Source organism: Priestia sp. FW507-14D1A, assembly GCF_058781295.1.
The window spans coordinates 823,157-849,331 of sequence record NZ_JBYSWQ010000002.1; the positions used below are offsets into that span (position 1 = coordinate 823,157).

Below are 26,175 nucleotides of genomic sequence, written 5' to 3' on the forward strand. Positions count from 1 at the left end.
ATAGGCAAAAGACACCTCTTTTATTTTCTTGAGGTGTCTTTTGGTAGCATCAGCCTGTATTACGCAACCCTGCTGCAATGCCGTTAATCGTTAATAACGCTTCTTTTAAAAGTGCTTCATTTAACGTTCCAGCCTCATCTTCACGCAGCTTGGAAATGACTTTAACTTGTAAGAATGTTAGAGGGTCCACATACGGATTTCGTAATTTAATAGATTCTTTAATCGTAGGAAGATGATCCATTAGTTCTTTTTGACCTGTGATTTGAAGAATCATTTCTTTTGTGAGATTATACTCTTTTTTAATGGCGGTAAAAATCCGCTCTGAAATAGCCGGGTCTTGTACCATTTCCGTGTATTCTTTTGCTGCCATTAAATCTGCTTTTGTTAAGGCCATTTGCAGATTATCGACGGTCGAGCGGAAAAATGGCCATTCTTTATACATTTGCTGAAGAAGCTGTATATCTCCCGACTTCTCTACTAAATGCTGTAAGCCCGTACCTGCAGCGTACCAGGCTGGAAGCAGCTGTCTGCTTTGCGTCCATGCAAATACCCACGGAATTGCTCGCAAGTCTTCAAAGCGATCACTTCCTTTTCGACTCATTGGACGTGACCCAATATTTAAAGCTCCCAGCTCAGGAAGAGGTGTAGCTTGTTTAAAATACGTTAAAAAGTCTGAATCTTTGAAAACAAGCTCTTGATACTTACGTAAAGAAGCAGTTGAAATCTCGTCCATTGTTTCTTCCCATTCATGTGTACGAATATCACATTGTTCAGCTTCTTGAGAAACATTTGCTGCCGCTGTAAGAAGAGCTGAGACCGCTTGTTCAAGGCTTCGGTAGGCAATGTCATATAAAGCGTATCTAGAAGAAAGAACTTCTCCTTGCTCTGTAATTTTCACACCGTCTCCTAGCGTCTCAACAGGCTGAGATAAAATGCTTCGGTTTAATGGTCCACCTCCTCGGCCTAGTGAGCCGCCTCGGCCATGGAAAAACTTCAGACGAACTTGATACTTCCTCGCCATATCGTGAATTTCCTGCTGCGCTTTATAGAGCTTCCAATTAGCAGTAAGCGTTCCTCCGTCTTTACTTCCATCTGAGTAGCCAAGCATAATTTCTTGCAAATCCTGCTGTTTCCTTAAGTGCTCACGATAAAAATCTAATTGAAATAGCTGTTCCATAATTTTAGGACCCGCTGTGAGATCATCAATCGTTTCAAGCAGCGGAGCTATATTTAACTTACTTTCAATGCGGCCATCTGCATGAAGGCGATAAATACCCGCTTCTTTGGCAAGTACCATGACTTCTAACAAATCACTTGCAGACTGCGTCATGCTGATTAAGTAGACTTCAATAGATCTTTCTCCAAATTCTTTATGTGCTCGATGTATCATATTAAATACTTCAATTACTTGCTGCGTTTCTTTAGAGTAATTCTCTACAAACGATAGCACAGGTCTTGGGTCTTGAAGAACTTTCCCTAACAGCTCAACTTTTTTCTCTTCTGTTAACGCTGAATAATCTTCAGCTAAAGAAACCGCATGGAAAATTTCTTTGATTGCCGCTTCATGTTCCCCGCTGTGATTACGGATATCAAGCGTTGCTAAATGAAAACCAAACAGCTCAACTTGGCGAATTAATTTACATAAGCTTTTTAACTGATAATCCTGAGGCTGGTGCTTTTGCAAACTGTCTTTGATTAGAAATAAATCATGTAGAAGTTCTTCCGACCTTTGATAACCCGCTTCCGACTCTCCAACTAAATTTAATTTATGAAGCATAATCGTAAGCTTGCAGCGATACACTTCGTGTTTGATTCTCCATCGCTTTTTCTCAGGCAGCAGCGATATTTCTTGATTAATAGAATCAAGCAGATTATCTGAAACTGCGACTCTTTTTGTAGACTGACTTAACCTTTGTCTCAATTGAGTAAGCGACTCTTTATATTTACGAATAGCTAACTTTCTTTGTTTGACAAGCGTTTGCCACGTTACTTTGGGAGTTACGTTTGGATTTCCATCCCGGTCTCCGCCAATCCATGAACCAAATCGAAGAATATTAGGCACCTTCCAATTTTCTTGGGGGTAATTCTCCTGCAATGAATTTTCCAACTCCTGATGAAGTTGAGGAAGCACTTCAAATAACGTTTCATCAAAATAATATAATCCATTCGATACTTCATCCATTACGGTTGGCTTGCGATCTCGCAGTTCATTTGTTTGCCATAAAATCAACACTTCGCTAAACAGTCTTTCTTCAATTTCCGTACGTTCGCGTTTTGTTAACGTTGGATTATCCAAGTTTTTGAGAAGCTCAGCCATTCGTTTATGAATATCAAGAACACTTCGTCTAGTGGCTTCTGTTGGATGAGCAGTAATGATGAGCTCTAGAGATAAAGTTTGAAGCAAGTTAGCAATTACGTCTGGCGCCACGCCATTATTTTTAAGCGAAACAACGGCACTTTCCAATGAGCCCGGCTGCATAATAGAATCTTCTTGCTGCTGATATTCCCGTCTGCGACGAATTCGATGATTTTGCTCTGCAATATTAACTAAATGAAAATAAACTGCAAACGCCCGAATAACCTGCTCGCGCATCGGCTGTTCAAGAGTAACGATTTCATTTTTTATTTCTTTATAGATAACTTCATCTTTGTTTTCTCTAAGTGATTTTGCTACTTCGCGTATTTTTTCTACTTTGTTGAGCAGTTCTTCTCCACCTTGGTGAACCAGAACTTTCCCTAACAATTGACCGAGAAACTTTACATCACGGCGCAGGGCAGTGCTGCTGTTTTGTCTTTCTGCTGCTTCTACTGTTACCATTAGACACGACACCTTTCTTTATAAATGTTGTACTTTTTAAACTTTTTAGAAAATTATATTAAATCCATATTACCATGAACGAAAATAAATTTCATATAATTTTATTTCCTCCTCTCGTTCAGGAGAGGAGATTCATCAAATATAGAAAGAGGTTAAGACATAACTAAATGAATCCAATCTAAAGACGAACAAATGGGATACATAAGCTGAACCGCTTGTGACACCGCAGTTGATTACTGTGCAAGACTTTGCTTTCTGCGGGCGGTCGATGAGCCTCCTCGTCTCTTTCGCTTTTCCCCCGTAGTCTTCGTCTTGCTCTCCAATCAACTGCTAGAAGGAACGAAACAGATGAAACCTACGTTCACCATAACAAAAAAAACGAACCACTAATCAAACACGTTGATCACTGGTTCGTTTTTCATTTAAGCTAAAACACTTTTGTCTCGGCCTCTCTTTTATGCTACCAAGGTTGTCCTAAATCCAATACCGATGCTAATTCATTGCTTTTTTTACGCACTTGCTTACGCGTGGCAGCGCGATCTGCCCCCGTTTGAAACAGGTATTTTTCTTCTTCTGTTTCTGGAATAAGCTCCGGTACTGCACGGGGCTTTCCATCATCATCCATTGCCACAAAAGTTAAAAATGATGTGGCTGCAATTTGACGCTCCCCGGTTTTTAAATTTTCTTTAATCACTTTCACAAACACTTCCATGGATGAACGACCTGTCCATGATACGTATGACTCCAAACATACAGAATCCTGAGGCGTAATAGGGTGCAGAAAATGAATAGAGTCTGCTGAAGCTGTTACACACTCTGTACGACTGTGACGATAAGCTGAAATGGACGCAATCATATCAATATCACTCATTAACTTTCCGCCAAATAACGTATTGTGATTATTAATATCATTAGGAAAAATGCGGCTCGTTCGAACAGCCTTTGTATCTTTACAATAATTTGCTTTCATTAGTAAGAACCTCCATTGATGCCTATCATAATAAGAATAAAAGAATGAATGAACCTATACTAGCATATTTTGATAAATTTAGCTTTACAAAAAACTCGTTGATTTATTTACAGAAAACAAAAAAGAGAAGAAAAATTCTTCTCTTTTTTGTCTATCGAATATAGCTTGATCCAAACGTTTTACCTAAAGAATCACTGTATAGGTCACTTGGTTTCACAGTCCATTTCCCATCTTCTTTCACCATAAAAATTCGTAGGGGGCGACTTCCTTCTTTTGTTTCCAATTCATTTACAATATCTTTGAAGTGAGAAGCGGCAAACTCTTCAGAGTGTTCTGTATCGTAATCTTTCGTTTCCTCTGTGTAGGCTCGTTTAAGCTGCGATACGTATGAATACAAGTCTGATAAATTAAGAGTCGTGTACTCCACCTCTACTACTGCTTTATTATTTGCATTCGCAATCACATTTGTTTTCACGCTTGCTTTTTCTTTTAAAACATCTTTATACATGTTAAAAAAGTCTTTTTTTGCTTTGTCGGTTAAACTATTAGAAAACGCACCTTTTAATTCTTCGTTAAACGCTTTTTTCTGTTCTTCTATAACAGCTGTTTTATCTGCTGTTACATATTTATCATAGTCTACGTTTTCTTTATTTAAGTAAAGGACTTCTGTATAAGCTTGCAGAGCTTTTTCTGGGTCTTGCAGCTTATTATAGCTTTTCGCGTATTTCTTTGTATCCAGTGTTAATGTCACTTCGTCAATTTCTTTATCATAATCAGATGATTTTGGCTGAAGCCCAATTTTATACTTTTTATCTTTTTTGACTTCAAAGACAAACGTTAAATTTTTTTGCTTTCCAGCACCAATTTTGTCAGATGCACTGCTTTCTAGTCCGAGCTCACGACTGTTCACTCCCGTTTTTGGAGACAGCTGTTCATCTCCTTCGTATAAATAAACACCGTCATAATCCGATAAAGATATACTGTTTTTGGAGACATTTTTCACTTTTAAATCAACTTTCAACAGCCCTTTTTCTTCACTTGTAGCTCCTTCATCACTATCTACTAAAATGTAAGAAGCGCTGTCAATAGATGCTTCAATCGCCTTATTTTTAGCCGAAGTAGACCCTCCCGTTTCCTTAGAACTGTTGCAAGCCGCTAATACTAGCATAAGTACAAAAGCTAAAGCCAAAACATTCATTTTTTTCACAGCTGCCTAATCCCCTTTATTTTGTTTTTTTAGAACTTTATCCCAAATAAAGGTTCCCTCTGTATAAATACTTAAACCTTAAAATCTATATTTTTTACAATATTTTGATAAAAACTAAGTCTAAACTCTCCACTCATCTAAATAAAAAAACACGAGCACTGGCTCGTGTTTTTTTATTTAGATTTAAAATTTTCTTGATTGATTTGTTCAGCTTCTTTCATATATCGGTTAGATTTGCCACTCTTAATTCCCCAGTAATAAAAAGCTAATGATACGCAAGCAATCACTAGCATATCCCATCCGAAAGGCAAAATATTTTTGCCTCCGAATTTTTCGCTTCCTATGTAGGAAATAAAAATCATGCACGCTAAATAGATAAGCATCCAAGCCCCGGTTAAAAATTCTTTTTTAAAGCCCACCCATTTATTTTTCGCTTGGTAATAAAAATAAACAGGCAGGCCAATTGCCATAATAAAGATCACTTCACCTGTAAGTGGCCACCTTGCCCAGTAAAGCGTCAAGGAAGCAAAAACGAAGCCGCATGGCGCAATAACTGATGCCCCTTTTAAATAAAATGGACGGTAAAAGTGTGAAGCCGTTTTTCTTAATGTTATAAGCGCTACAGGACCCATAATATAAGAGATAAGCGTCGCTACTGAGATCACTTCTGCTAAGACACCCCATCCTCTAAATAAAAAGAGAAACAAAAAGCAAGCTGCTAAATTTAGCCACATAGCTGGGCGCGGGACATTGTAAAGTGGATGAAGCGTACCAAAGATCTTTGGCAAATATCCATTTTGCTGCATCCCGTATAACATTCTAGAAGTAGTTGCCGTATATGTAGCACCTGTGCCGGAAGGAGAAACAAATGCGTCTGCGTATAACACAATTGTTAGCCAATTAATTCCAAGCGCAATCGCTAAATCAGCAAAAGGAGAATTAAAATTCAAATGATTCCATCCATCAGCAATTGATGACGGACTTACTGCTCCGATAAAAACAATTTGCAATATAATGTATACAATTCCTGCAATAAAAATTGAACCAATTACAGCTACCGGAATCGATTTATTAGGTGATTTTGCTTCTCCTGCCATATTTACAGGACTTTGAAACCCATTAAATGCAAACACAATACCTGATGTTGCCACTGCCGTTAAAACACTGGCCCATCCATAAGGGGCAACCCCATGCTCACTTGAAAAGTTTCCGCTATGAAAACCAGCAAAAAATAAAGCCCCTGCCGTTAAACCAGGAATAATTAATTTAACAATCGTAATAAATGAGTTTGCTTTAGCAAAGAGATTTACCGTCCAATAGTTCACAAAAAAGTAAACGAATAATAACAAAGACGCAACTGCCAACCCCTTGGACGTTAAAATTCCATTATCTACTAATTCATGAGTCCAGCGAGCCCATTTCCACGGCCAAGTACTCATATATTGCACAGATGCAATAGCCTCCACTGTTATCGTTGAAGCGATTGAAATCCAGTTAGCCCAAGCAGCCAAAAAACCAATAAATGATCCGTGTGAATACTGAGGATATTTAACCATCCCCCCTGCTTGTGGAAACATCGCGCCCAGTTCAGCATATGATAGAGCAATGGTCAAAATAACCACCATTCCAATAACCCATGAAAAAATAGCCGCGGGTCCCGCAATTTGAGCTGCTTTCCATGCTCCAAACAGCCACCCTGAACCGATAATCGAACCTATGCCTGTCATGGTTAAAGCAAATGTTCCCATCTTCCTTTGCATATTGCTCATCCAAATCTACTCCTCTTCCCTAGGAAAATAAAAAAAACACTTGCGAAAATTTCTCAAGTGTTTGCCCAGGCGCGCGGCTTATACGCTATATGCTCCCCCATGGTCATCCATGTTGCGCCAGTCACATATAGGAATATATTTTTTATCAGTATATAACATTCATTTCTATTACTCAATACACAAAAATGTTTACATTACTTTTATAAAAATAATAAATTATTCGTAAAATTCCGAATAAAACTTCTAGAAACCTCTTTTTAATTACAAAAATAACTAAAACCCTAACTTTTCTTGTTGTTTGATTCTTTTACTCCACGAGTAGATTACCTTCTAAAGATTATACTAATATATAGTATTCATTTACATAATAAGAATTAACAGCTATATATCCATAGAATTCTTGCACTAGACCCTTTACTTATATACAATATGAAGAAAAGATACTAAAGTGAACTGTCCACCACTTAGCTACGCTTGAAGTGGGAGACTTCTTTTAGGAAAACGTTAAAACCTACATATCATGCACTTCGCAACAAATGAAGTACTTCGAGCAAACTTCTCTGTTTACGCAAGCAAAAAACAGGGAAAATTACGAAAAAAGATTGTTAGAGGGATGCTTATGAATTATGCAAATGTAAAAGTTCTTTATTTTGATGACGACGGAACCATTCCAAATCACCCTCGTCTTCCAGTTTTATTGTATGAACACGTATTTATCAGTAAGAAAGAGAAAGTGGAGAGCATTTTTAATTCTCACAACTGGAAAAACAGCTGGGTAGGTGGCATACATGATTTTCACCATTACCACAGCAATTCCCATGAAGCACTAGGTGTAATTAGCGGATCTGCACGTTTAAAACTAGGTGGACATATGGGGGAAAATATCGTGGTGCATGCTGGCGATGTTCTCGTACTTCCTGCAGGAACAGGGCATATGCGTCTGCAGTCAACTGCTGATTTTAAAGTGGTTGGAGCTTATCCAGAGGGCATGGATTACAATTTACGAACAGGAAAACAAACTGACCGCCCTCACGTATTTGATGAAATTGCACAAGTACCTATTCCTACAACAGATCCTGTTTATGGCGACAAAGGACCATTGACAGAGTGGTGGAACTAGACAAGCACTTATTGTCTAGTTTTTTTATTTGCTCTGTTTTATTCTTTCCATGAATCTCTATTTGAACATACAAATTCTTTTCTTATGATGCAATAGCAATATACTTTATCTCAGCGAAATAACAAAAACTTCCCGGTCAAAACTAAATTTCTTCTTTTCCGTTCTCTTTTTGCTTCAAGAGCAACTTCGCTTAGATTATTCCCCTTTTTTTCTTTCATAATCATTTCAAATATACTCTCATCACAAGCTCTTTTTTGTTTTTCTAAAAAAATTTTCATAGATTATAACGAAATTTTCAAAAAACTTATTGCTTTACCATGTCAGACTTGCTATCATAGTGAACATTGTTAGATAAATTTTTAGTAGGAGGAGTAAAATTGAATAGAAAATTCATAATTTTTATTTTATTTATCATTCCATTTATTGCTCAATTCGCTGTTTTACCTTTTGTAAATAACATTCATCCAATTATTTTTGGATTACCTCTTTTGCATTTATGGTTATTTTTATGGGTCTTCTTAACGCCTGTATGTACATTTATTATTTATCGTTTACAAAAATCTTGGGGGGACATTGAATAATGCAAGGAAATTTAACAGCACTTTTAATCACATCAGCAATTGTTCTTGTTGTTATCGCAATTGGCTTTATAGCGGGACGTGACAAATCATCTAGAAGCTCAGTTGAAGAGTGGGCTGTAGGTGGAAGACGTTTTGGAAGCCTGCTCGTCTGGCTTTTAGTAGGAGCAGATTTATATACTGCTTATACATTCCTAGGACTTACAAGTACAGCTTATCAGGGAGGAAGCATCGCATTTTTTGCCATCCCTTACTCTGTTTTAGCCTTTTTAATTTCATACTTTTTTCTTCCAAAGCTTTGGACTGTTGCTAAAAAGCACAAACTTACTACGCTTGCTGATTATGCCAGAGAACGTTTTAGCAGTAAATTTCTCTCCTCTTTAATTGCTATAGTAGGTGTATTGATGCTCATTCCATATATTGATCTTCAGCTTAGCGGTATTCAAGATACTCTTCGCGTTGCAGGAACTGGCTACATTAACGTAAAAGCAGTCGTTATTCTTTCATTCTTTCTTGTGGCTCTTTATACCTTTTTCAGCGGAATTAAAGGTCCCACATATACGGCAATTATTAAAGATATTTTAGTATGGGCCATTATGTTATTTATGGTTGTTTCTCTGCCAATTATGCATTTTGGAAGCTGGGGCAACATGATCGACAATGTTGCAAAGGATGCACCTCAGCTATTAACGATCCCAACACAAGGACCTAAAGGCATTCCATGGTTTATTACAGCATCACTCGTATCTGCTTTAGCTTTATTCATGTGGGCCCACGCTGCTACAGGTGTTTTCACTGCTAAAAGTGCAGATTCGCTTCGTAAAAATGCTATTTTCTTACCGCTTTACAATATTGTTTTAATTCTAGTCATCTTCTTAGGATTTATTGCTTATCAAGTATTACCTCAAGATACAACGGATCCTAGATTAGCATTATTAACCTTAATTCAGTATTCATATGGCGGCATTGGCCAAGGGTTAGCTTATGCAACGATTGCTCTTGCTTCATTAATTCCATGTTCTATCATGGCTATCGGAGCGTCTAACTTATTTGCAAATAATATATTCAGAGATTTAATTAATCCAAATGTACAGGGTAAAACATTAACAATGGTTACTCGTTCTATGGTTTTCGTTGTTATTGGACTGGCACTTTTATTCGGTTTATTATTCCCTCAAGCACTTGTTTCCCTACAGTTACTAGGGGTATCTGGTATGGTACAAATCTTCCCGGCTATCGTTATCAGCCTGTTCTGGAGAAATCAATCGAAAGAAAGTACGATTGCTGGATTAGTAGTAGGGCTGGTTGTAACGTTTACCGTCCATGCCACAGGAAATTCATTTGGTCTTTATGAAGGGTTCTGGGGATTATTATCTAACTTACTCGTAGTTGTTATTTTAAATCCAATCTTTTCGGCCAAAACAAAAGCAGCAACTAACGGTGTGAAAGAAACATTGTTTTCTAAAGGCACTCCGCAAACTGAATTAAAGAAAAACGCATAAAAAAGTTCAGCCAATTGGCTGAACTTTTTTTAGATAATATTCTCTTTTTCAGAAGGGGGTGGAGTAGATTCTCTTTCCCAGCATTCGATATTTTGATTGTTTTCTAACGCATCTCTATAAAAGACTGGATTTTTCCCTTCCTTTTTCTGCTGAGTATAGTCATGCAAGGCGGAAAATGCCACTTTCGATAATAGAAAAATAGCAATCAAGTTCACGACTACCATCATCCCCATAAATAAGTCTGCCAAGTTCCATACAAGCTGAAGCTGAGCAATCGATCCAAAAATAACCATCGCTAAAACACCTACACGATAAGACCAAAGCCACATCTTATTTGAATTTAAAAACTCAATATTCGTTTCTCCATAATAATAATTGCCAATTAACGTACTAAAAGCAAATAGAAATACCATGATAGCTAAAAACCCTGATGCCCAAGAGCCGATATGGGTACTAAGAGAAGCCTGCGTTAGTTCAATGCCGCTTAGTCCCTGCTTATAGGCGGGGGATAAGAGAACGATAAATGCTGTGCTTGTACAAATCACGAGTGTATCCGTCAAGACACCAAATGCTTGGATAAGACCTTGTTTAACTGGATGACTCGTCACTGCAGTTGCCGCCGCGTTGGGAGCACTTCCCATTCCTGCTTCATTGGAAAACAGTCCGCGCTTTACTCCATTGATTAACGTTGCACCAATTGATCCCCCAAGCGCTTGTTCAAATCCAAATGCATTTTTCACAATTAGAGATAGAACCGCAGGCATTTGATCAATATTTTTAAAGATAATGAACAGAGCCATTCCAATGTATAAAACGGCTAATACGACCACGATGTATTCCGATATCTTGGCGATGCGTTTGATTCCGCCAAAAATAATTACCGCAAATATAACTGTCATAATAATCCCAACCAACAAGCGGCTCGTTCCAAAAGAGTTCTCAAATGCCAGCGTAATCGTATTAGACTGCACAGCGTTAAACACCAGGCCAAATGATAGTGTAATGAGTACAGCAAATAGCCCGCCCATCCACCTTTTATTTAACCCTTTTTCCATATAATAAGCGGGTCCTCCTCGAAACCCGTTTGATCCTTTTACTTTATAAATTTGAGCGAGTGTACTTTCTACAAAACTTGATACTGAACCGATAATGGCAATAATCCACATCCAAAATACAGCACCCGGGCCACCAAGTGCAATAGCAATCGCTATCCCTGTAATATTTCCCGTTCCTACTCGAGCTGCCATGCTTATGCAAAAAGCTTGAAACGGGGAGACTCCTCCACCTTTAGCCGCTCGTCCTTCTTTCAAAACAAGTACCATTTCTTTCAACATGCGAAACTGCAAAAAACGAGAGCGAATCGTAAAATAAATACCAATTGAGACAAGTAAAATAATTAATAAATTCGACCAAAAAAAATCATTGATGACGCTAATCACACTTTCGATTGCTTGTTGCATGCCTATCACCTCATTAAAAATTTGGTAGAACAAATGCAAAACATGAAAGTTTTTTCTCTTGGTGTTTATATTATTGAAGCGAATGAAGAGTACGTAAATAGACTAAAAAATACTCAAATCCCATTCTTTTGCGATTTTTTTTAGCAGCGTAACGCCTTTTACGCTATTCCCGTATTCATCAATAGCTGGACTGTATATTCCGATACCGCATCCGTCTGGAAATGGAGACTGCTTTTTCGTATTAGGTGGCACCAATGACATGATTCCTCCCGATACACCGCTTTTAGCTGGCATACCAACAAATGCCGCAAACTTTCCTGAAGCATTATACATACCGCATGTAAGCATGAGCGCTTTTGTTAATTTAGCTACTTCTTTTGGAATTACTTGTTTATGAAACACTGGATGGTATCCGTCTAATGACAGAATTAATCCAATCAGTGCAATATCTTCAGTCGTTACTTCAATTGAGCACTGCTTTAAGTAAACCTCTAGAACTTCTTCTACTTCTCCTTGCAAGTAGTTCGTTTCTTTTAAATAGTAAGCAAGCGCACGATTTCGATGAGACGTTTGCCATTCTGATTCAAAGACCGTTTCATTAATGAGTGGTGTTTTCCCGGTAAGCATCGTTATCACATCAAACAAATAGCTTAATTTTTCTTTTGCCGTCTCCCCAGATAAAAGAGATGAAACCGTTAAAGCACCAGCGTTAATCATAGGATTGAACGGCTTTCCTGGTTTATGCATTTCCAGTCTTATAATAGAATTAAATGCATCTCCAGTCGGCTCTACATCCACTCTCTCTAGCACATAAGGAATGCCGCAGCATAAGCAAGCTGCTATAAAGCTAATGACTTTGGAAATACTTTGAAGAGTAAATACCGATTCATAATCTCCAGATTGGATAACTGTTCCGTCAGCACCAATCAAACAAATACCTAATTGAGACGAGTCCATATCTTTCAGCGCTGGAATGTAATCAGCCGTCTTTCCTTCTGACGAAAATTCTTTTATTTGTTGCACCCACTCATGTAACCGGTCTTTTGCAGTGAGCTGTAAGTAAGACATTTCCTGTTCAATTTCTCTTTTCATTAAAATCACCTCATCACTTAATTAACTTTTTATTTTAAAGCGCTTTCATAAAGCGAGATTTCATTTTCGTTTTTAATGTACAATGCAACCTACGAGAGCATACAAAAACCTACAAAACTTTTTGGAATTATATTTTTATCTTTGGCACTCTTCTCCATTGTGCTGGACGCTGTCACAATGTATACTAATTCACGAATCACTTCAGGAGGTGAAATTGTCTGAATTTTAAATCTTTCATTCGAAAAGATCCGTACATTTTATTGCTCATGCTCATTACTGTCCCGCTGGCGGGAGAGTTAAAATTTTATCCGTTAAATGAAACATTTCGAATTACATTTGGAGCTCCTACATTTTTCTTTTTCCTGTTGCTTTTAAAACGGAAAACCGTTTTAGCCGGGGGCTTGTTAACCGCTTTAAGCGTCGTTCTCTTTCGCATCATGCTCGATTATATCATGCTCGATCATTTTCAATTTGCGGCTTCTGCACATACGCATTACCCTACGTTTTTCTTCTACTTTACGTATGCACTTTTATTTTTTATTTTTAAAGTAAGCCGCATGAACTATAGTGCTATTGTAATTGGAGTGATTGGACTCATCATTGAAATTGCTGCTGATGTAGTGGAACTAACTGCGCAGTATATAGTTTTGCACACAACAATCCATGTCGATTCATTATCTGACATGGCCGTTATTGCTTTTGCTCACAGCTTCATTGTACTCAGCTTTTTTAATATGATGACGATTTATGAATCACAGTCACGGGAACGTCAAATTCGCAAACAAAATGAGCACATGCTAATGCTTATTACAAGCCTTTATGAAGAAACCGTTCATTTAAAAAAGACCCTTCATAATACAGAAGCCATTACAAAAGCTTCGTACGATTTATACCGTGTATTAAATCAGCAGGAAAAAGATCATTCTGTGCTAAACCAAACGCTCAGTAAAAAAGCGCTTCGGATTGCCGGAGATATTCACGAAGTAAAAAAAGACAACCAGCGTATTTTTGCGGGCTTATCTAAAACAATTTCAAATGAAAGTTTCCAAAATTATATGAAAGCAGAGGAATTAATCGAGCTGATCGTACGCATCAACAAAAAATATGCCGATTCTCTTCACAAACAAATCACCTTTTTTTCTTCTGTAAACGGGGAACATTTCAGCTACCACGTTTATACCATTTTATCGATCATTAATAACTTGGTAGCAAACGCAGTGGAGGCGATTAAAGATGAGGGAAGGATTGTTTTATCGGTACATAGTCAAGCTGAACATGTAGAATTTCATGTACAAGACAACGGTCCTGGAGTACCTTTAAAGTACGAAAAAGCTATTTTTGAACCTGGTTTCACCTCAAAGTACGATCAATTTGGAAACCCCTCTACTGGCATTGGTCTTTCTTATGTAAAAGATATTGTTCAAGAACTTGAAGGTACGATTAAAGCTACACAAGAAGACAGCGGAATGACCTTTATCATTCAAATCCCCCTTCGTAATCTAATTCAGAAAGGATGAGTTTATGCGATTTTGTATTACAGATGACGATTCAGCTATTCGTTCAACGCTCAGTCAGCTGATTGAAGATGAGGATTTAGGAGAAGTTGTAGAAGAAGTCGTCGACGGAAGCTTTTTAGATGCCTCTACGTTAAATTTAAAACAAATTGATATTTTATTTATCGATTTACTTATGCCAGGACGGGACGGAATCGAAACAATCCGTCATTTAAAAGATTCATTTAACGGAAAAATGATTATGATTTCACAGGTAGAGTCCAAAGAATTGATAGGAGAGGCTTACTCATTAGGAATTGAATACTATATTACAAAACCAATTAATCGAATTGAAATTTTAACGGTTATTCGAAAAGTAATGGAACGAATCTCCCTTGAGAAATCAATCGACGATATTAAGACCTCATTGAATAGTTTAGCGACAGCTCATCACGCTCCCCCTTCAAGCCAGCCGATAACGAAACAAGCCCATCTATACGATGTAGGAAAATTCTTATTAGCCGAGTTAGGTATTGTAGGAGAAAATGGTGCAAAAGATTTACTGGATATTTTACAGTTTCTGTACACTTATGACCAAAGAGAAAGTGTGGAAAAACATTTTCCTTCTCTAAAAAATATTTTTGTAAATGTTGCGGAGAAAAAATTAGGAGCTCACGCGTCTTCTATTGAAATTAACCGTGAAACCAAAGCTTGTGAACAGCGTATAAGACGAGCAGTTACTCACTCACTAAATCACTTTGCTTCTATTGGATTAACAGATTTTTCAAATCCAAAGTTTGAAAATTATGCTTCTAAGTTTTTTGACTTTACAGCCGTTCGTAAAAAAATGAAAGAATTGCAGGGAGATTCTAAAATTTTGCCGATTCGCATTAACACTAAAAAGTTCATTCAAATATTCTTTTTTGAAGCAAAACGCTTGTTAAGCAAGGAAAAAAGCTGGTATTGATAGAAAAGACGGAAAAGGTGCAAATACCTCTTCCGTCTTTTATACTAATTGATTCAGTTTTACTAAGGTAGGTCCATATACAGTACGCAGAAGCAGCTTCTTTTCTCCTCTTGCATATTCCATCAGAGAAAATGCTCCTTTTTCTGTTTCTACCTGTACATCTACAGAAACTGGACACTCTTTTAACTGATTAACTATCAGTTGCGCTTGTTCCACCGACAAATAAGAAGAAAGCCGAATAAGTATATCCAAATCACTAGTTGTTGTAACAACTTCGGCACCACTTGCAAATTCGAATCCCACACTGCCGGTTGGTCCCCACGCAAAATCTTTTAAAATAATTGCGACTTCTTTTAAAGCACCTATGGCTGGCATGTTTCTAAAGTGGCCGTTTTGAAAAATAGAAACGAGATCTTCCGGCCTAATTCTTTGTTTAACGGCCTGCTCAGATACAAATGCTCCAAAACGCTGATTCCTTCTTTCTCCCCTTACTCCAACAGGTATCAGGCTATCTCGGTGAACAGCCCGCCTTACAACGACAAGCGGAGCCTTCGCTAAAGAATGCTCCACCCAATCGGGGATAGGTGTATAACTGATAAGCTTTACTTCCTCTTTTAACTGAAGTAAATCATGAGCTATATATTCCATTGTTTTTCCAACTCATCTCTTACTAATAAAGAAGCTTTTCGCCCTTCCTTCCTTGCTTGCTCACTGTATAGCCGGGTGCTTAAATCGTACACACCTTCACGGCGTACATCTTCTACTGCTCCAGTCAAAATATCTTGAATCGTTTGAACGTCGCGCTCTGTGGGCTGCTCTGCTTGAATACCGCTAACCAGCTCATATAAAGCGCCAAGTGAGGCAAATGATTCAATATCATAAGCCATGGACGGGACTTTCTTTGAAGCTTCTTCAAGTTCTTTTATACTTCTTTTAGTAATACGCGCTGCCGACTGTTTGGACATGGCGTGAACATTTACTCCTTCGTCTTTTAAAGACACAATTCGATTTGATTGGTATCCATGAGCCAAAAATGCTCCTGAAATTGCTTTTCCGACAATTAGCGTAATAACCGGATGACCTGCTAAGCGCGCTGCTGCATAAGCATCAGCCGCAGCACCGCAAGCATAGTGAATACCTAGAAGTTCTTCATGATAGCCATACGCTTGACTCGGTACGTCTACAATGGCAATTATAGGGCGCGGAGATTGATTTCGATCTTCGTTTATTACTTCACGAACGTGCTTGGCAATTGCCCATCCTTCATCGAGTCCTACTTCCCCTTTTCGTGCACGTAAGAAACGATTATAAGGATTAGGTACAACCGATATATATCGGACCTTTTCTCTTCCTAGCAATGCGTCTTTATAAAGAACGGAAGGAATTTCAAAATCTGCTTCTTCATCATTTATTAAGGCGTTGATCCACACGCGACCGCGGCTGTTGGGCATGTGACCTGGAACTTCATTCAATGAGTAAGAGACTGTTGAAGGGATAGGTTCATTTTTTGTTGCTTTATACAATTGTTGAAACTGATCAGGAGCCATTTTTTCTGAAGGATCAACCTTACTAAGCAAATGTCTGTAAAAATCTACTTGTTCTGTTTTACTAGTTGCTTTTTCTTTCTTCTGAAACGTCTCTTGAACCGCTCGTTGAATAGCAGTGACATCATCCTGTGCTAAGGCATCTGCAAACCCGGTTTCATAGCGTTGAATACCGCCAATCGTTTTCCAGATTAAGCTTCGGTCTCTTGCATCAAACTCTTCAACCCCTGCTTCTTGCTCGATTACTTCAGGGCCGTTAAGGCCAAACCTTGCTTCTTTTGTCATAATGAGATAACTAAAGAGTGAAGCAGTGATGGACATTCCTCCAAAGCAGCCTACATTTCCTGAGATAACTCCAACAACAGGTGTATGCTCACGCAAAGCAACCACAGCTGAGCCAATTTCAGATATCGACAAAAGTCCATAATTCGCTTCTTGGAGCCTTACCCCTCCTGTATCGAATAGAAAAACAGGTCTGACAGGAACACCTTTTTTGTGATTATTAAGGGCTAGTTCTAAAGCTCCTGCAATTTTAGCTCCCGATACTTCACCAATGCCTCCCCCTTGAAATCCTCCTTCTATGGAAATGACAACGGCTGGCTCTCCTGCTATCAGCCCACCTGCTATAATGACACCATCATCGCTTTGAGGAACAATATTTTGCTTAGGTAAATGAGGCGATTCGATTCCGTCAAAAGGGCCAAGCAGCTCATAGAATGTTCCTTGATCTAAGATTGCCTCCGCTCGTTCTCTTCCATTTAACTCAATAAAGCTTTGACTATTCACTCCCATTTTCACTCACCTCCAAAGCTTGTGCAAGACGCAAGGCGACTACACCGGGCGTAGCACCGAAATCATTAATTACAATTTTCGCTTGAATGGTATGAACGCTAAAGAACCGGTCTAAAACGGCTTTCCAGGTTTCACTAAACCCTTCACTTCCTGTTCGTACTGATACGTGAGCATGTTCTTCATCCGAAGGAACCAATAAAATTTCTAAATCCCCTGAACCAACAACGCCTACATGTGCGCGCTGAGTTAACTTTCGATCGGCTTTGTATTTAAACACTAACGTTTCCATTAGCCACTCCTCCCTGCAGACGTTTACGATTCTTTAAAAAGAGATATTCGATCTAAAAATAATACAGCAGCCAGCAAATCTGCACTTCCGCCTGGAGAAGCGTTAGATGATAGAAGGATATGATCTAACGCTTCTAGCCGCTGTTTTCCCATTGATGTAGATACCCCCCCAGCTTGTAACACATTGGATGCCGCCATTTTAACCTCCTCTAACACAACCGGACCAGCACGATGCAAAATACACGTATCATCAAGGTTGGCAATTAATGTTACTAAAGTATCAACCCTTGCTGATGTTTCATGTATGCCTAGCTTGCGAGCTTTATGTAAAGCAGGCAAGCCTATATGAATCACGTGGGGAAACCCTTGCTTCGCCTCTCCAGCCGCTCCTTTTGCGCCATACTGTTTTTTCACACGAAGTCCATTAGATGAATGCAGAGGACAAAAACGATCTGCATAACGAGCAATTTGTCCTGCAGCTTCTGTGATGGATGCAGGTGATGCTTGAATGCCGCAAACTGCTGTTGCAGAAGCAAGTAGACCTAATGCCCAAATGGCTCCTTTGTGTGTATTAACACCATCCGTAGCCGCGTACATAATTTGTTCGCCCTCGCGTCCAATTCGAGCAATTTCTTCCCTCAGCATCTGACTTGGCTGCTTTCCTTGACTGTATAATGCAATCTGTAAAAAGGTCGGTTGTAAAGCATAAGCAGAAGTTAACAGCGTCTCAATATTCATATCTTGATGAGATCCAGTTGTTGCTGCATCTACAAGCCCAGGCTTAGGTGTAAGCACCGCTTCATCAACCAGAGCGGTAACTGCCATTTTAGCTATTAGACATGAGTAAAACACAGCTGGTCTTGGCTCTTCTTGAATACTTTGAATACGCATATTCCTTACCAGCTCCTAAATTTAGCAGGCGGATTATACAAGCCATCCGACCATTCTACTAAATCTTCGACACTTCTTGCTGCCAATAATGAACGCTTTGCTTCTGTACGGCGAATCTGTAAATCTTCGGGAAAAGCCACTAGGCCATCTCTGCGCATCTTTTCCACTTTATTTTGGTTATGTCGCAGGCCTATAGGTGTTACCCCTGCTACTGCTTCAAGCGCTGCTTTTCTTTCGTCCAAGCTTTGTGCTTTATATAAATAAGCAATTCCTTCTTCCGTCACAACATGCGTCACATCATCTCCGTAAATCATGACAGGAGCAGTAGCTAACCCTGCTTGTTTCGCTACCTTTATCGCATCCAAAGACTCCACAAAAACAGGCTCATTTCCTGATTGAAAGGTTTCAACCATTTGAACAACTAGCTTTTTGCCTCTTGCTAGTTCGTGCTGCTCGTTTATCATATCTAGCCAAGCAGGGGTAGAATGTCGGCGGCCTCTAGGGTCATGTCCCATATTAGGCGCTCCGCCAAACCCTGACAAACGTCCAGATGTGACGGTAGAAGAATTTCCTTCTCCATCTATTTGCAAAGTTGATCCTACAAAAGCATCTACCGCATATTGACCAGCCACTTGACACATCGCACGGTTTGAGCGCAGGCTGCCGTCGCGTCCTGTAAAAAACACATCTGGACGCGCTGCTGTGTATTGTTCCATCCCTACTTCTCCGCCAAAGCAGTGCACGCTCTCGATCCATCCGCTTTCAATAGCCGGAATTAACGTAGGGTGAGGATTCAGAGCCCAATGCTTGCATATTTTACCTTTCAATCCTAACTTTTCTCCATAAGTAGGCAGCAAAAGCTCAATTGCAGCGGTATTAAAGCCAATGCCATGATTTAATGATTGTACGCTGTGGCGTTCATAGATCCCCCTAATTGTCATCATACCCATTAAAATTTGGAGCTCTGTAATATGACGAGGATCTCGCGTAAATAAAGCTTCCAATTGATAAGGCTGATCCGCCACGACGATACAATCAATCCAAGAAGCCGGAATATCCACTCGCGGAAGTTCTTCAACAAGTTCATTTACCTGCACAATAACAATTCCATCCTTAAACGCCGTTGCCTCGATAATGGTTGGTGTTTCTTCCGTATTTGCTCCTGTATATAAATTACCTTGTGCGTCCGCTTTGTCAGCAGCCACTAAGGCAATGTTCGGAATTAAATCAATGAAAAGGCGTCCGTAAAGCTCTAGATATGTATGAATTTCTCCCATTTTCAACGTCTCATCTTCAATCATTTGAGACACGCGAAGGCTTTGAGCACCGGCGTACGAAAAATCAATTTTTTCAGCAATTCCTTTTTCAAATATGTCGAGATGTTCGGGACGTGAAATACTAGACATAATCATATGAAGGCCGTTTACTTTATCAGCGCTTACTTCATTCAGCGCTTTTGATAAAAAAGATGCTTGCTTTTGATTATCTCCTTCAAGCACTACTTTATCTCCGGGTGATATAAGCAATTCTAACGCTTCAATAATGTGTTCATTACCCAATAACTTTCCTTTAAGAAGATGGTCTATTTGTGCAAGGCGAGCTGCTTTTTGATCTCGGCGAGTTGTCCATGATTTTGAAGTTTTTTTTATGCCACTCATGTTCTAGCTCCTTTCTGACATTTCTAAATTAATACGCTTACATTTTTTCTTTTTCCATTAAAATCAGCAAAGTTTTCATCGTAGATTCGGCTGCCGAAATAGCCCTTGCTTCAGGGAAGCTCTTAGCAGCCAAATCCGTCAGCACTCTTCCTGGAGCCATTTCAATATATAATCTTGTGCCCATTTCATACATAACTTCCGTCGTATCATGCCAACGAACGGGCAGGGCAACACTCGCAGCCAAGTCTTCCTTAACATCAGCAGCTTTCCATAATTTCCGAGCTTTACAATTACCTATAAAAGGAACGATCGGGTCTTTTCCTTTTACTTCAGTTATTGTTTTTCGTAATTCACTCGAAACTCCTTCCATAAGAGGACAGTGAGAAGGCACCGTTACATGAAGCATTTTAGTTTTTCTAGCCCCTTTTTTAGATGCTTTTTCAAGAACTTTCTCGATTGCTTTTAAGGTGCCAGAAATCGTCATTTGATCAGGAGCATTTAGATTCGCTACGTACACAGGAGCTGCATCAGTTGCTAGTTCATGTACAATAGAGAGAAGCTGATGCTCGCGAAGTCCCATTACAACCCCCATACCATAACCATCAGGATAAGCATTTTCCATCAGTTCCCCTCTTTTTTTCACAAGAAGAAGAGCTTCTTTAAAAGATAACACTTCAGATGCAACTGCTGCTCCAAACGCCCCTATTGAATGCCCCCCTACTACGTCTGGCGAGTATCCTTTGTTTTTAAACGACCTAGCCGCAGCTACTCCTGCAATAAAAAGACATATCTGAACATTTTTATTATATTTCAATTTTTCTGACGAATCTAACGATAATACGTCTTGATTTAATGCCTCACTTGCTTCTTCAAACGTAGTCGCTAATCCCCATTTATTTTTTATATCATGAAGCATACCAGCATATTGTGCACCTTGTCCTGGAAATAGAAATGCAACACTCATCGTGTTTCTCCTTTCGACTTTATATCATCCAAGGAGATAATGGATAATTTTATTATAAAGAACATAGGATCAATAACTCTAATACATATTTCTTATATATCCTATAACTTGAAATCTATATAAAAAAGAGGTTGGGATATAACTAAATGAATCCAATCTAAAGACGAAAAAATGGGATACATGAGCTCATATGGCTCGCTTGTTCCATCACGGTTGATTTCCGTGCAAGACTTCGCTTTCCGCGTGCGTCCGCTGAGCCTCCTCGTCGCTAAACTTCTGCCGGTCTCACCTATTCCGCTTTTCCCGCAGGAGTCTTCGTCTTGTCCTCCAATCAACCGCTAGAAGCAACTCCATACATAAAATCTACGTTCGTCCTATCAATAAAAAAAACCGAACGAGTTAGATTCTCCATTAAGAATCTAACTCGTTCGGATCTTCAACTAAAGTACTTTTAGCTACAGATGAGCCGGAAAATGCGGAAGCACTTCTTTGCCAAGCTCATGTATAACTTCTTCAGCGGGACGCTTACTATCAAAAAGAGCAAAAAAGAGATGATTAACTCCTATTTCTTTATAAATAGAAAGAAGCTCAATTAATGCATTACGACCTGCTCGAAATCCTAAACGAATTGGCGTTGGCATTTCATTTGGATCTTCTGCCAAATCTAGATGCATAGGTTGCGTAAAAGGTTTAAAAACGCCTGGATGATAGATGTCAACCAGTTTCCTCCATTGTGTAATAGCTTCTGCTTGAAAATGAGGATGACGAGGATAATACATCCAGCCGTCTCCATACTGGGCAAACCACTCCATATTTTGCTGACTGTATCCCGTGATCATCGTTGGAATACGTTTCGTTGGCTTAGGAACCACATTTGCTCCTTGAACAGAACCCAAAGTAGACTGGATAGATGGAAAATCTTGATTTAACGCTGCTTCTAAATAATGAAAAGCCTCTGTAAATCGCTTTCCTCTTTCTTCATGAGGAATACCTAGTCCTCGAAAATCTGCTTGACGGTCTCCAGAAGATACGCCCATAATCAACCGCTCAGGAAAAAGCTGATCAATGGTTGCCATTTCTTTAGCTACACGAAGCGGATGACGCAAAGGCAGCACAATAGCAGATGTACTAAGAGCAATTTCTTTTGTTTGACTGGCAAGGTAAGTCAAATAAATAAGCATATCATAAATTTGACCCGTTGCTGGATCGCCAAATGATGGATCTTGAAGAAGGACATCACGGAACCATAAGCTTGTAAATCCATATTGTTCTGCAAGCTGCGTGAGCTCTACTTGTTTTTCCATCGTAGGCGTGGCATACTGATAATTTTCAAGCGGCATATGCAAACCTAACGTTAACTCATTCTCCTTGTACATACGACGATACGCCTTATGATGTTGAAATGCAGTCATTTGCTTCCTCTCCTTTTATAGATAAGAGATCATCGCAAAAGGCGATGATCTCTTGTTTTATTTTGCTTTTGCTTCTATTGAGCGGCTCCATGCTGTTAATAAGACCGCTCCTAAAACCATAACTCCTCCAATCCAAGGAGTATGAACAAGACCAATCGAATCAACAATCAGGCCGCCTACAAAGGAGCCAATAGCAATTCCAACGTTAAATGCAGCAATATTAAGCGCAGACGCTACATTCACTGCTGAAGGAACATACTTTTCAGCTAAGTTCACGACCAGCACTTGCAGTCCAGGTACGTTCATAAATGCCAATAAGCCCATGGCAAAAATCGTAATCGTTCCCGCTACTTTAAATGATGCAGTAAACGATAAAATAACTAAGATAACGGCTTGAATTAGAAACATCCAAAATAATGCTTTTAACGGGTCTTTATTCGCAGCTTTTCCTCCGATTGTATTTCCGATGGCTACCGCTACACCGTATACCAGCAGTAAGATACTAACCGCGCTTGGTGCATATCCTGTTAGTTTTTCAAGAATAGGTGCTAAATACGTATAGGCTACAAACGTTCCGCCATATCCTAAGGCAGTAATAGCAAACGATAGTAAAAGCGGCCCGTTTTTCAAAATTTTCAATTGATCACTAAACTTTGCCGGCGGCGCTTCTTTTAAGTTTTTAGGCACTAAAAGAGCACTTGCAATAATGGCAATAACCCCAAGTAACGCTACTCCCCAAAATGTTGCTCTCCAGCCGAAAGCTTGTCCGATAAATGTACCAAGCGGAACACCTGTAACCGTTGCAACTGTTAAACCTGTAAACATTAAAGCAATGGCACTTGCCCGCTTATCTTCCGGTACCAAATCAGCAGCGATAGTCGCACCGATAGAAAAGAAAATTCCGTGTGAAAATGCAGTAATAATTCGTGCTATAAGCAGCAGTCCAAAGCTTGTTGATAAAGCTGCTACTGAATTTCCTACGATAAAAATAACCATCAATAGCATCAACAGTGATTTTCTGCTCATTTTACTTGTTAAAGCTGTTAATACGGGAGCTCCAAATGCCACTCCCATTGCGTATCCTGAAATTAATAACCCTGCTAGTGTAATGGAAATATTTAAATCATCTGCAAGCGATGATAATAAACCTACTGGAACGAACTCTGTAGTTCCGATCCCAAAGGCGCTAATAGCTAGCGCTAATAGCGGCAAAGCACCGCTTTTTTTACTTTGTTGTGTTTGTGAAAGTGTATTCACTTTTTAACGCCTCCTGTTCGTTATAATAACTTCTTTATAATAGCTTCTTTTATGGCTGATTAGCTTAGGTACCTTTCATATATTCGCTAACTCGCCATCAACAATTGTTATTATGAGCGATGTAAAACCAAAGAAAAAGTACGCACTTTCAAGTGATATAGGTACCTGGAGGTTACAATAAGCGTAAATACTAAAGTCATGAACTATTGGGTATTCTAAAAAAATGCTTACACCTAGAAAATTCTGCTCTATAGTGGTATGATAAACATCAGAAAAAATGCGAAACCATGCATTTAACCGTTATCTCTAGAACAAGGAGAGTTGTTAACGTGAAAAAATATAATATTCCAGTGGAAGCGGCACTAGAAGTCATTGGAGGCAAGTGGAAAGTCGTTATTCTTTGCCACTTAATCAAAGGGACAAAGCGCCCTGGAGAATTAAAAAGAATTATGCCGCGCGTTACACAAAAAGTATTAACGCAGCAGCTTCGTGAACTTGAAGCAGACGGCATCATTGTTAGAAAAATGTACAATGAAATGCCGCCTCGAGTAGAATATTCTTTAACAGATTACGGATGGTCTTTAAAAAGCATTCTTGATTCATTATGCTCTTGGGGAGAACATCATATTGAAAAAACGTATCCTGATAAAGAAGCTGTACTTATGCAGCCTGTAGAAGAAGTCACTGTTTCTAATTAAAAAAGCTGACTAGATAGTCAGCTTTTTCATTGCCTTACTTTCTTTGTTTTTCAGACGATGTACGTATTCAGGAGGAGCCCATATGACAGAACAATCAAAAAAGAAAATTAGTCTTCAAGATGCTATTAAACAGCAGCTTGCTAATAAGAAAAACCAATCTTCAAATAAAGCTAAGAACAGCAGTACTAATCAAGCAACCAAAAAGCTGACAAGTCAACAAACAAAAAAAACGAATAATCAGCGAAAGAGAACAGGTGTATAATGAACGGACAAAATAGAAAAGACGTAGCTCCTGGAATTAAAGTCGACATTGTTTTAAAAGCAGATCAGCGCTCTGGAAAACTGACACATGGAACGGTCAAAGACATTCTGACCAATTCAAGCTTTCACCCTCACGGCATTAAAGTTCGTTTAACAGATGGACAAGTCGGACGTATAAAAGAAATTTACCCAAATTAAAAAAGCATGTATTCTACATGCTTTTTTAATTTATCCTTCAAATAAATCTACTTATCATTTCCTACTTTTGTTAAAATAAAGAAGCACTGTCGTCCCCTTTCTTTCCCTTGGGAATTCACGCAAGGAAAAAAAGGTGGTGGATAGTCTGAGACAAATCCTCAAGTCATTTTTCCTAGATGCTGAGAATGTTCAGCTCCTAACGGCTTACGTCGAGCTTTTAGGAGCCATAGTCGCTCTTATTTGCTATTTTTCCAGTAGCAAAATAAGTAATCACCGATAAGTATCGTCTAAAAGGTTCTTCATCCATAAGGCTCGTGTGCTGATTGTCTTTAGGGAATGGTGTTTGGCGGCACTTCCCTATAGTAAAAAGACAGCTTCCTTGCAGAAATGGACAAGGTGTAATCAACTACGGCCGATTATGGGTGCGGGACCTTTTTCTTTATTAGTCTATGTCTTTTTTTCCCTTCCCATACACAAAAATAAAAAAACCTCCGAGTTGGCGGTCTCGAAGGTTTTTTCTAGTGAATCGTTTTCGACAAATCCTCATCCGGGCTAACAAGGTTCAGATCTAATAAGATTATGTGATGAATTTCTTCACCTTACAAGCTAAACTTGTCAAAGCTAAGAATTCATTCGCTTGTTAAGAATAACTGAACGTGCGCTCCAGATTGTCATTTTTCCTAGCCTCAGTATATCATACTTGTTGAAAACAGGTAAAAAAAGTGTTCGACAAAGCTTGTCAGCAGCTCTTCACCTATGTCATATTTTTCAAAACAAAAAACATTTTACAAATATGAAGGAATTTCATACTATTAGATAAAAGATAAAACATAGAAGATAGAAGTATTCTGACTTGGAGAGGATTTCAATGAAGCAACCTCAGTTAGAAAAAGAAATTCGAGCCTTACAATCAGATATTTACCAATTAGCTAAGAAAACAAGCAGCTATTCTCAGGGTGAGATTTTAAAATTAAGTCAAAAGCTAGATCAAAAAATTGTTAGTTACCAAAAGCTTTTTAACCATACCAAATAAGAGCCGCGTAGGACTTTCACTTGCTATCCCTCAGGTACCATAAACCTACAAATAAAACAGATATGTTTTATTCGCAATAGGTACATCTCTGCTTCCCTAATTAATAGGGAAGTTTTTTATTTAGAAAATTAAAACCTTCTCCTTTCCTTTGATTAGTTGTCATACAAATTGGGTATTCAATCAGTAGGCCTTAAAACCTATAT

24 protein-coding genes and 1 riboswitch are annotated in these 26,175 nt (G+C 38.9%); of the genes, 9 read left to right on the plus strand and 15 right to left on the minus strand.

Annotated elements, in window-relative coordinates; translation table 11 throughout:
* Positions 1–49: 49 nt before the first annotated feature.
* The 4 genes from ppc to aimA all read right to left on the minus strand — a co-directional run bounded on the left by ppc (position 50) and on the right by aimA (position 6,764).
* Positions 50–2,818, minus strand: a complete 2,769-nt coding sequence (ppc, locus tag AC3WJG_RS12535; RefSeq protein WP_337050993.1) for a phosphoenolpyruvate carboxylase — start codon at positions 2,816–2,818, stop codon at positions 50–52.
* A 460-nt stretch (positions 2,819–3,278) separates the two neighbouring features.
* Positions 3,279–3,788: an acyl-CoA thioesterase gene (locus tag AC3WJG_RS12540; protein ID WP_013055518.1), complete on the minus strand. Its 510-nt coding sequence runs from the start codon at positions 3,786–3,788 to the stop codon at positions 3,279–3,281.
* A 151-nt stretch (positions 3,789–3,939) separates the two neighbouring features.
* The gene (locus AC3WJG_RS12545) at positions 3,940–4,986 is read right to left on the minus strand and encodes a DUF5105 domain-containing protein (RefSeq protein ID WP_337133891.1); all 1,047 of its coding nucleotides are present in this window, start codon (positions 4,984–4,986) and stop codon (positions 3,940–3,942) included.
* A gap of 182 nt (positions 4,987–5,168) precedes the next feature.
* Positions 5,169–6,764, minus strand: coding sequence for a glutamate/serine transporter AimA (aimA, locus tag AC3WJG_RS12550; protein ID WP_028407547.1), 1,596 nt, complete (start codon positions 6,762–6,764; stop codon positions 5,169–5,171).
* Positions 6,765–6,820: 56 nt separating this feature from the next.
* Positions 6,821–6,899: riboswitch (ZMP/ZTP riboswitch) on the minus strand.
* 385 nt (positions 6,900–7,284) lie between these two features.
* Between aimA and AC3WJG_RS12555 the strand changes: the two genes are divergently transcribed.
* The 3 genes from AC3WJG_RS12555 to AC3WJG_RS12565 all read left to right on the plus strand — a co-directional run bounded on the left by AC3WJG_RS12555 (position 7,285) and on the right by AC3WJG_RS12565 (position 9,964).
* Complete coding sequence (locus AC3WJG_RS12555; protein WP_081085187.1) at positions 7,285–7,884, plus strand: cupin domain-containing protein; 600 nt, start codon at positions 7,285–7,287, stop codon at positions 7,882–7,884.
* A gap of 377 nt (positions 7,885–8,261) precedes the next feature.
* Positions 8,262–8,465, plus strand: coding sequence for a DUF3311 domain-containing protein (locus AC3WJG_RS12560; RefSeq protein WP_028407546.1), 204 nt, complete (start codon positions 8,262–8,264; stop codon positions 8,463–8,465).
* Complete coding sequence (locus AC3WJG_RS12565) at positions 8,465–9,964, plus strand: sodium:solute symporter family protein (protein WP_028407545.1); 1,500 nt, start codon at positions 8,465–8,467, stop codon at positions 9,962–9,964. Before AC3WJG_RS12560 ends, AC3WJG_RS12565 begins: the two co-directional genes overlap by 1 nt.
* A 29-nt stretch (positions 9,965–9,993) precedes the next feature.
* Here AC3WJG_RS12565 and AC3WJG_RS12570 read toward each other — a convergent pair whose 3' ends face one another.
* Positions 9,994–11,424 carry an alanine/glycine:cation symporter family protein gene (locus AC3WJG_RS12570; RefSeq protein WP_050689307.1) on the minus strand — a complete coding sequence of 477 codons (1,431 nt, stop codon included), beginning with the start codon at positions 11,422–11,424 and terminating at the stop codon, positions 9,994–9,996.
* Between the two features lie 102 nt (positions 11,425–11,526).
* The gene (locus tag AC3WJG_RS12575; protein ID WP_028407543.1) at positions 11,527–12,516 is read right to left on the minus strand and encodes a glutaminase; all 990 of its coding nucleotides are present in this window, start codon (positions 12,514–12,516) and stop codon (positions 11,527–11,529) included.
* Between the two features lie 266 nt (positions 12,517–12,782).
* On the opposite strand from AC3WJG_RS12575, the gene AC3WJG_RS12580 reads away from it, so the two are divergent.
* Together AC3WJG_RS12580 and AC3WJG_RS12585 are read left to right on the plus strand one after the other, a co-directional pair.
* The gene (locus AC3WJG_RS12580; RefSeq protein WP_060744928.1) at positions 12,783–14,033 is read left to right on the plus strand and encodes an ATP-binding protein; all 1,251 of its coding nucleotides are present in this window, start codon (positions 12,783–12,785) and stop codon (positions 14,031–14,033) included.
* A 4-nt stretch (positions 14,034–14,037) separates the two neighbouring features.
* Positions 14,038–14,976: a response regulator gene (locus AC3WJG_RS12585; RefSeq protein ID WP_028407541.1), complete on the plus strand. Its 939-nt coding sequence runs from the start codon at positions 14,038–14,040 to the stop codon at positions 14,974–14,976.
* Positions 14,977–15,015: 39 nt separating this feature from the next.
* Here AC3WJG_RS12585 and AC3WJG_RS12590 read toward each other — a convergent pair whose 3' ends face one another.
* The 9 genes from AC3WJG_RS12590 to AC3WJG_RS12630 form a co-directional block, all read right to left on the minus strand.
* Positions 15,016–15,624, minus strand: a complete 609-nt coding sequence (locus tag AC3WJG_RS12590; protein ID WP_060744854.1) for a malonate decarboxylase holo-ACP synthase — start codon at positions 15,622–15,624, stop codon at positions 15,016–15,018.
* Complete coding sequence (gene mdcD / locus AC3WJG_RS12595) at positions 15,612–17,312, minus strand: biotin-independent malonate decarboxylase subunit beta (protein ID WP_328240395.1); 1,701 nt, start codon at positions 17,310–17,312, stop codon at positions 15,612–15,614. Before mdcD ends, AC3WJG_RS12590 begins: the two co-directional genes overlap by 13 nt.
* Entirely contained in the window at positions 17,299–17,601 is a 303-nt protein-coding gene (locus AC3WJG_RS12600; protein ID WP_028407538.1) for a malonate decarboxylase subunit delta, read from the minus strand. The genes mdcD and AC3WJG_RS12600 overlap by 14 nt, the downstream gene beginning before the upstream one ends.
* A 23-nt stretch (positions 17,602–17,624) precedes the next feature.
* Positions 17,625–18,491, minus strand: coding sequence for a triphosphoribosyl-dephospho-CoA synthase (locus AC3WJG_RS12605; protein ID WP_221840704.1), 867 nt, complete (start codon positions 18,489–18,491; stop codon positions 17,625–17,627).
* Positions 18,492–18,496: 5 nt separating this feature from the next.
* Positions 18,497–20,149, minus strand: coding sequence for a malonate decarboxylase subunit alpha (mdcA, locus tag AC3WJG_RS12610; RefSeq protein WP_050689313.1), 1,653 nt, complete (start codon positions 20,147–20,149; stop codon positions 18,497–18,499).
* Between the two features lie 37 nt (positions 20,150–20,186).
* Complete coding sequence (mdcH, locus tag AC3WJG_RS12615) at positions 20,187–21,113, minus strand: malonate decarboxylase subunit epsilon (RefSeq protein WP_098433423.1); 927 nt, start codon at positions 21,111–21,113, stop codon at positions 20,187–20,189.
* Positions 21,114–21,214: 101 nt separating this feature from the next.
* Complete coding sequence (locus AC3WJG_RS12620) at positions 21,215–21,448, minus strand: hypothetical protein (RefSeq protein ID WP_176536144.1); 234 nt, start codon at positions 21,446–21,448, stop codon at positions 21,215–21,217.
* A 120-nt stretch (positions 21,449–21,568) separates the two neighbouring features.
* Positions 21,569–22,525: an LLM class oxidoreductase gene (locus AC3WJG_RS12625; RefSeq protein WP_328240394.1), complete on the minus strand. Its 957-nt coding sequence runs from the start codon at positions 22,523–22,525 to the stop codon at positions 21,569–21,571.
* Between the two features lie 57 nt (positions 22,526–22,582).
* Positions 22,583–23,782, minus strand: a complete 1,200-nt coding sequence (locus tag AC3WJG_RS12630) for an MFS transporter (protein ID WP_028407533.1) — start codon at positions 23,780–23,782, stop codon at positions 22,583–22,585.
* Between the two features lie 329 nt (positions 23,783–24,111).
* On the opposite strand from AC3WJG_RS12630, the gene AC3WJG_RS12635 reads away from it, so the two are divergent.
* The 4 genes from AC3WJG_RS12635 (at position 24,112) to AC3WJG_RS12650 (ending at position 25,972) form a co-directional block, all read left to right on the plus strand.
* Positions 24,112–24,480 (plus strand): winged helix-turn-helix transcriptional regulator, encoded by a 369-nt coding sequence (locus AC3WJG_RS12635; protein WP_013055500.1) that lies wholly within the window; start codon positions 24,112–24,114, stop codon positions 24,478–24,480.
* 82 nt (positions 24,481–24,562) lie between these two features.
* The gene (locus AC3WJG_RS12640) at positions 24,563–24,742 is read left to right on the plus strand and encodes a hypothetical protein (protein WP_060744848.1); all 180 of its coding nucleotides are present in this window, start codon (positions 24,563–24,565) and stop codon (positions 24,740–24,742) included.
* Positions 24,742–24,939: a YwbE family protein gene (locus AC3WJG_RS12645; RefSeq protein WP_028407531.1), complete on the plus strand. Its 198-nt coding sequence runs from the start codon at positions 24,742–24,744 to the stop codon at positions 24,937–24,939. Before AC3WJG_RS12640 ends, AC3WJG_RS12645 begins: the two co-directional genes overlap by 1 nt.
* Before the next feature lie 868 nt (positions 24,940–25,807).
* Positions 25,808–25,972 carry an aspartyl-phosphate phosphatase Spo0E family protein gene (locus AC3WJG_RS12650; protein WP_081731992.1) on the plus strand — a complete coding sequence of 55 codons (165 nt, stop codon included), beginning with the start codon at positions 25,808–25,810 and terminating at the stop codon, positions 25,970–25,972.
* The last annotated feature ends 203 nt before the right edge of the window (positions 25,973–26,175 follow it).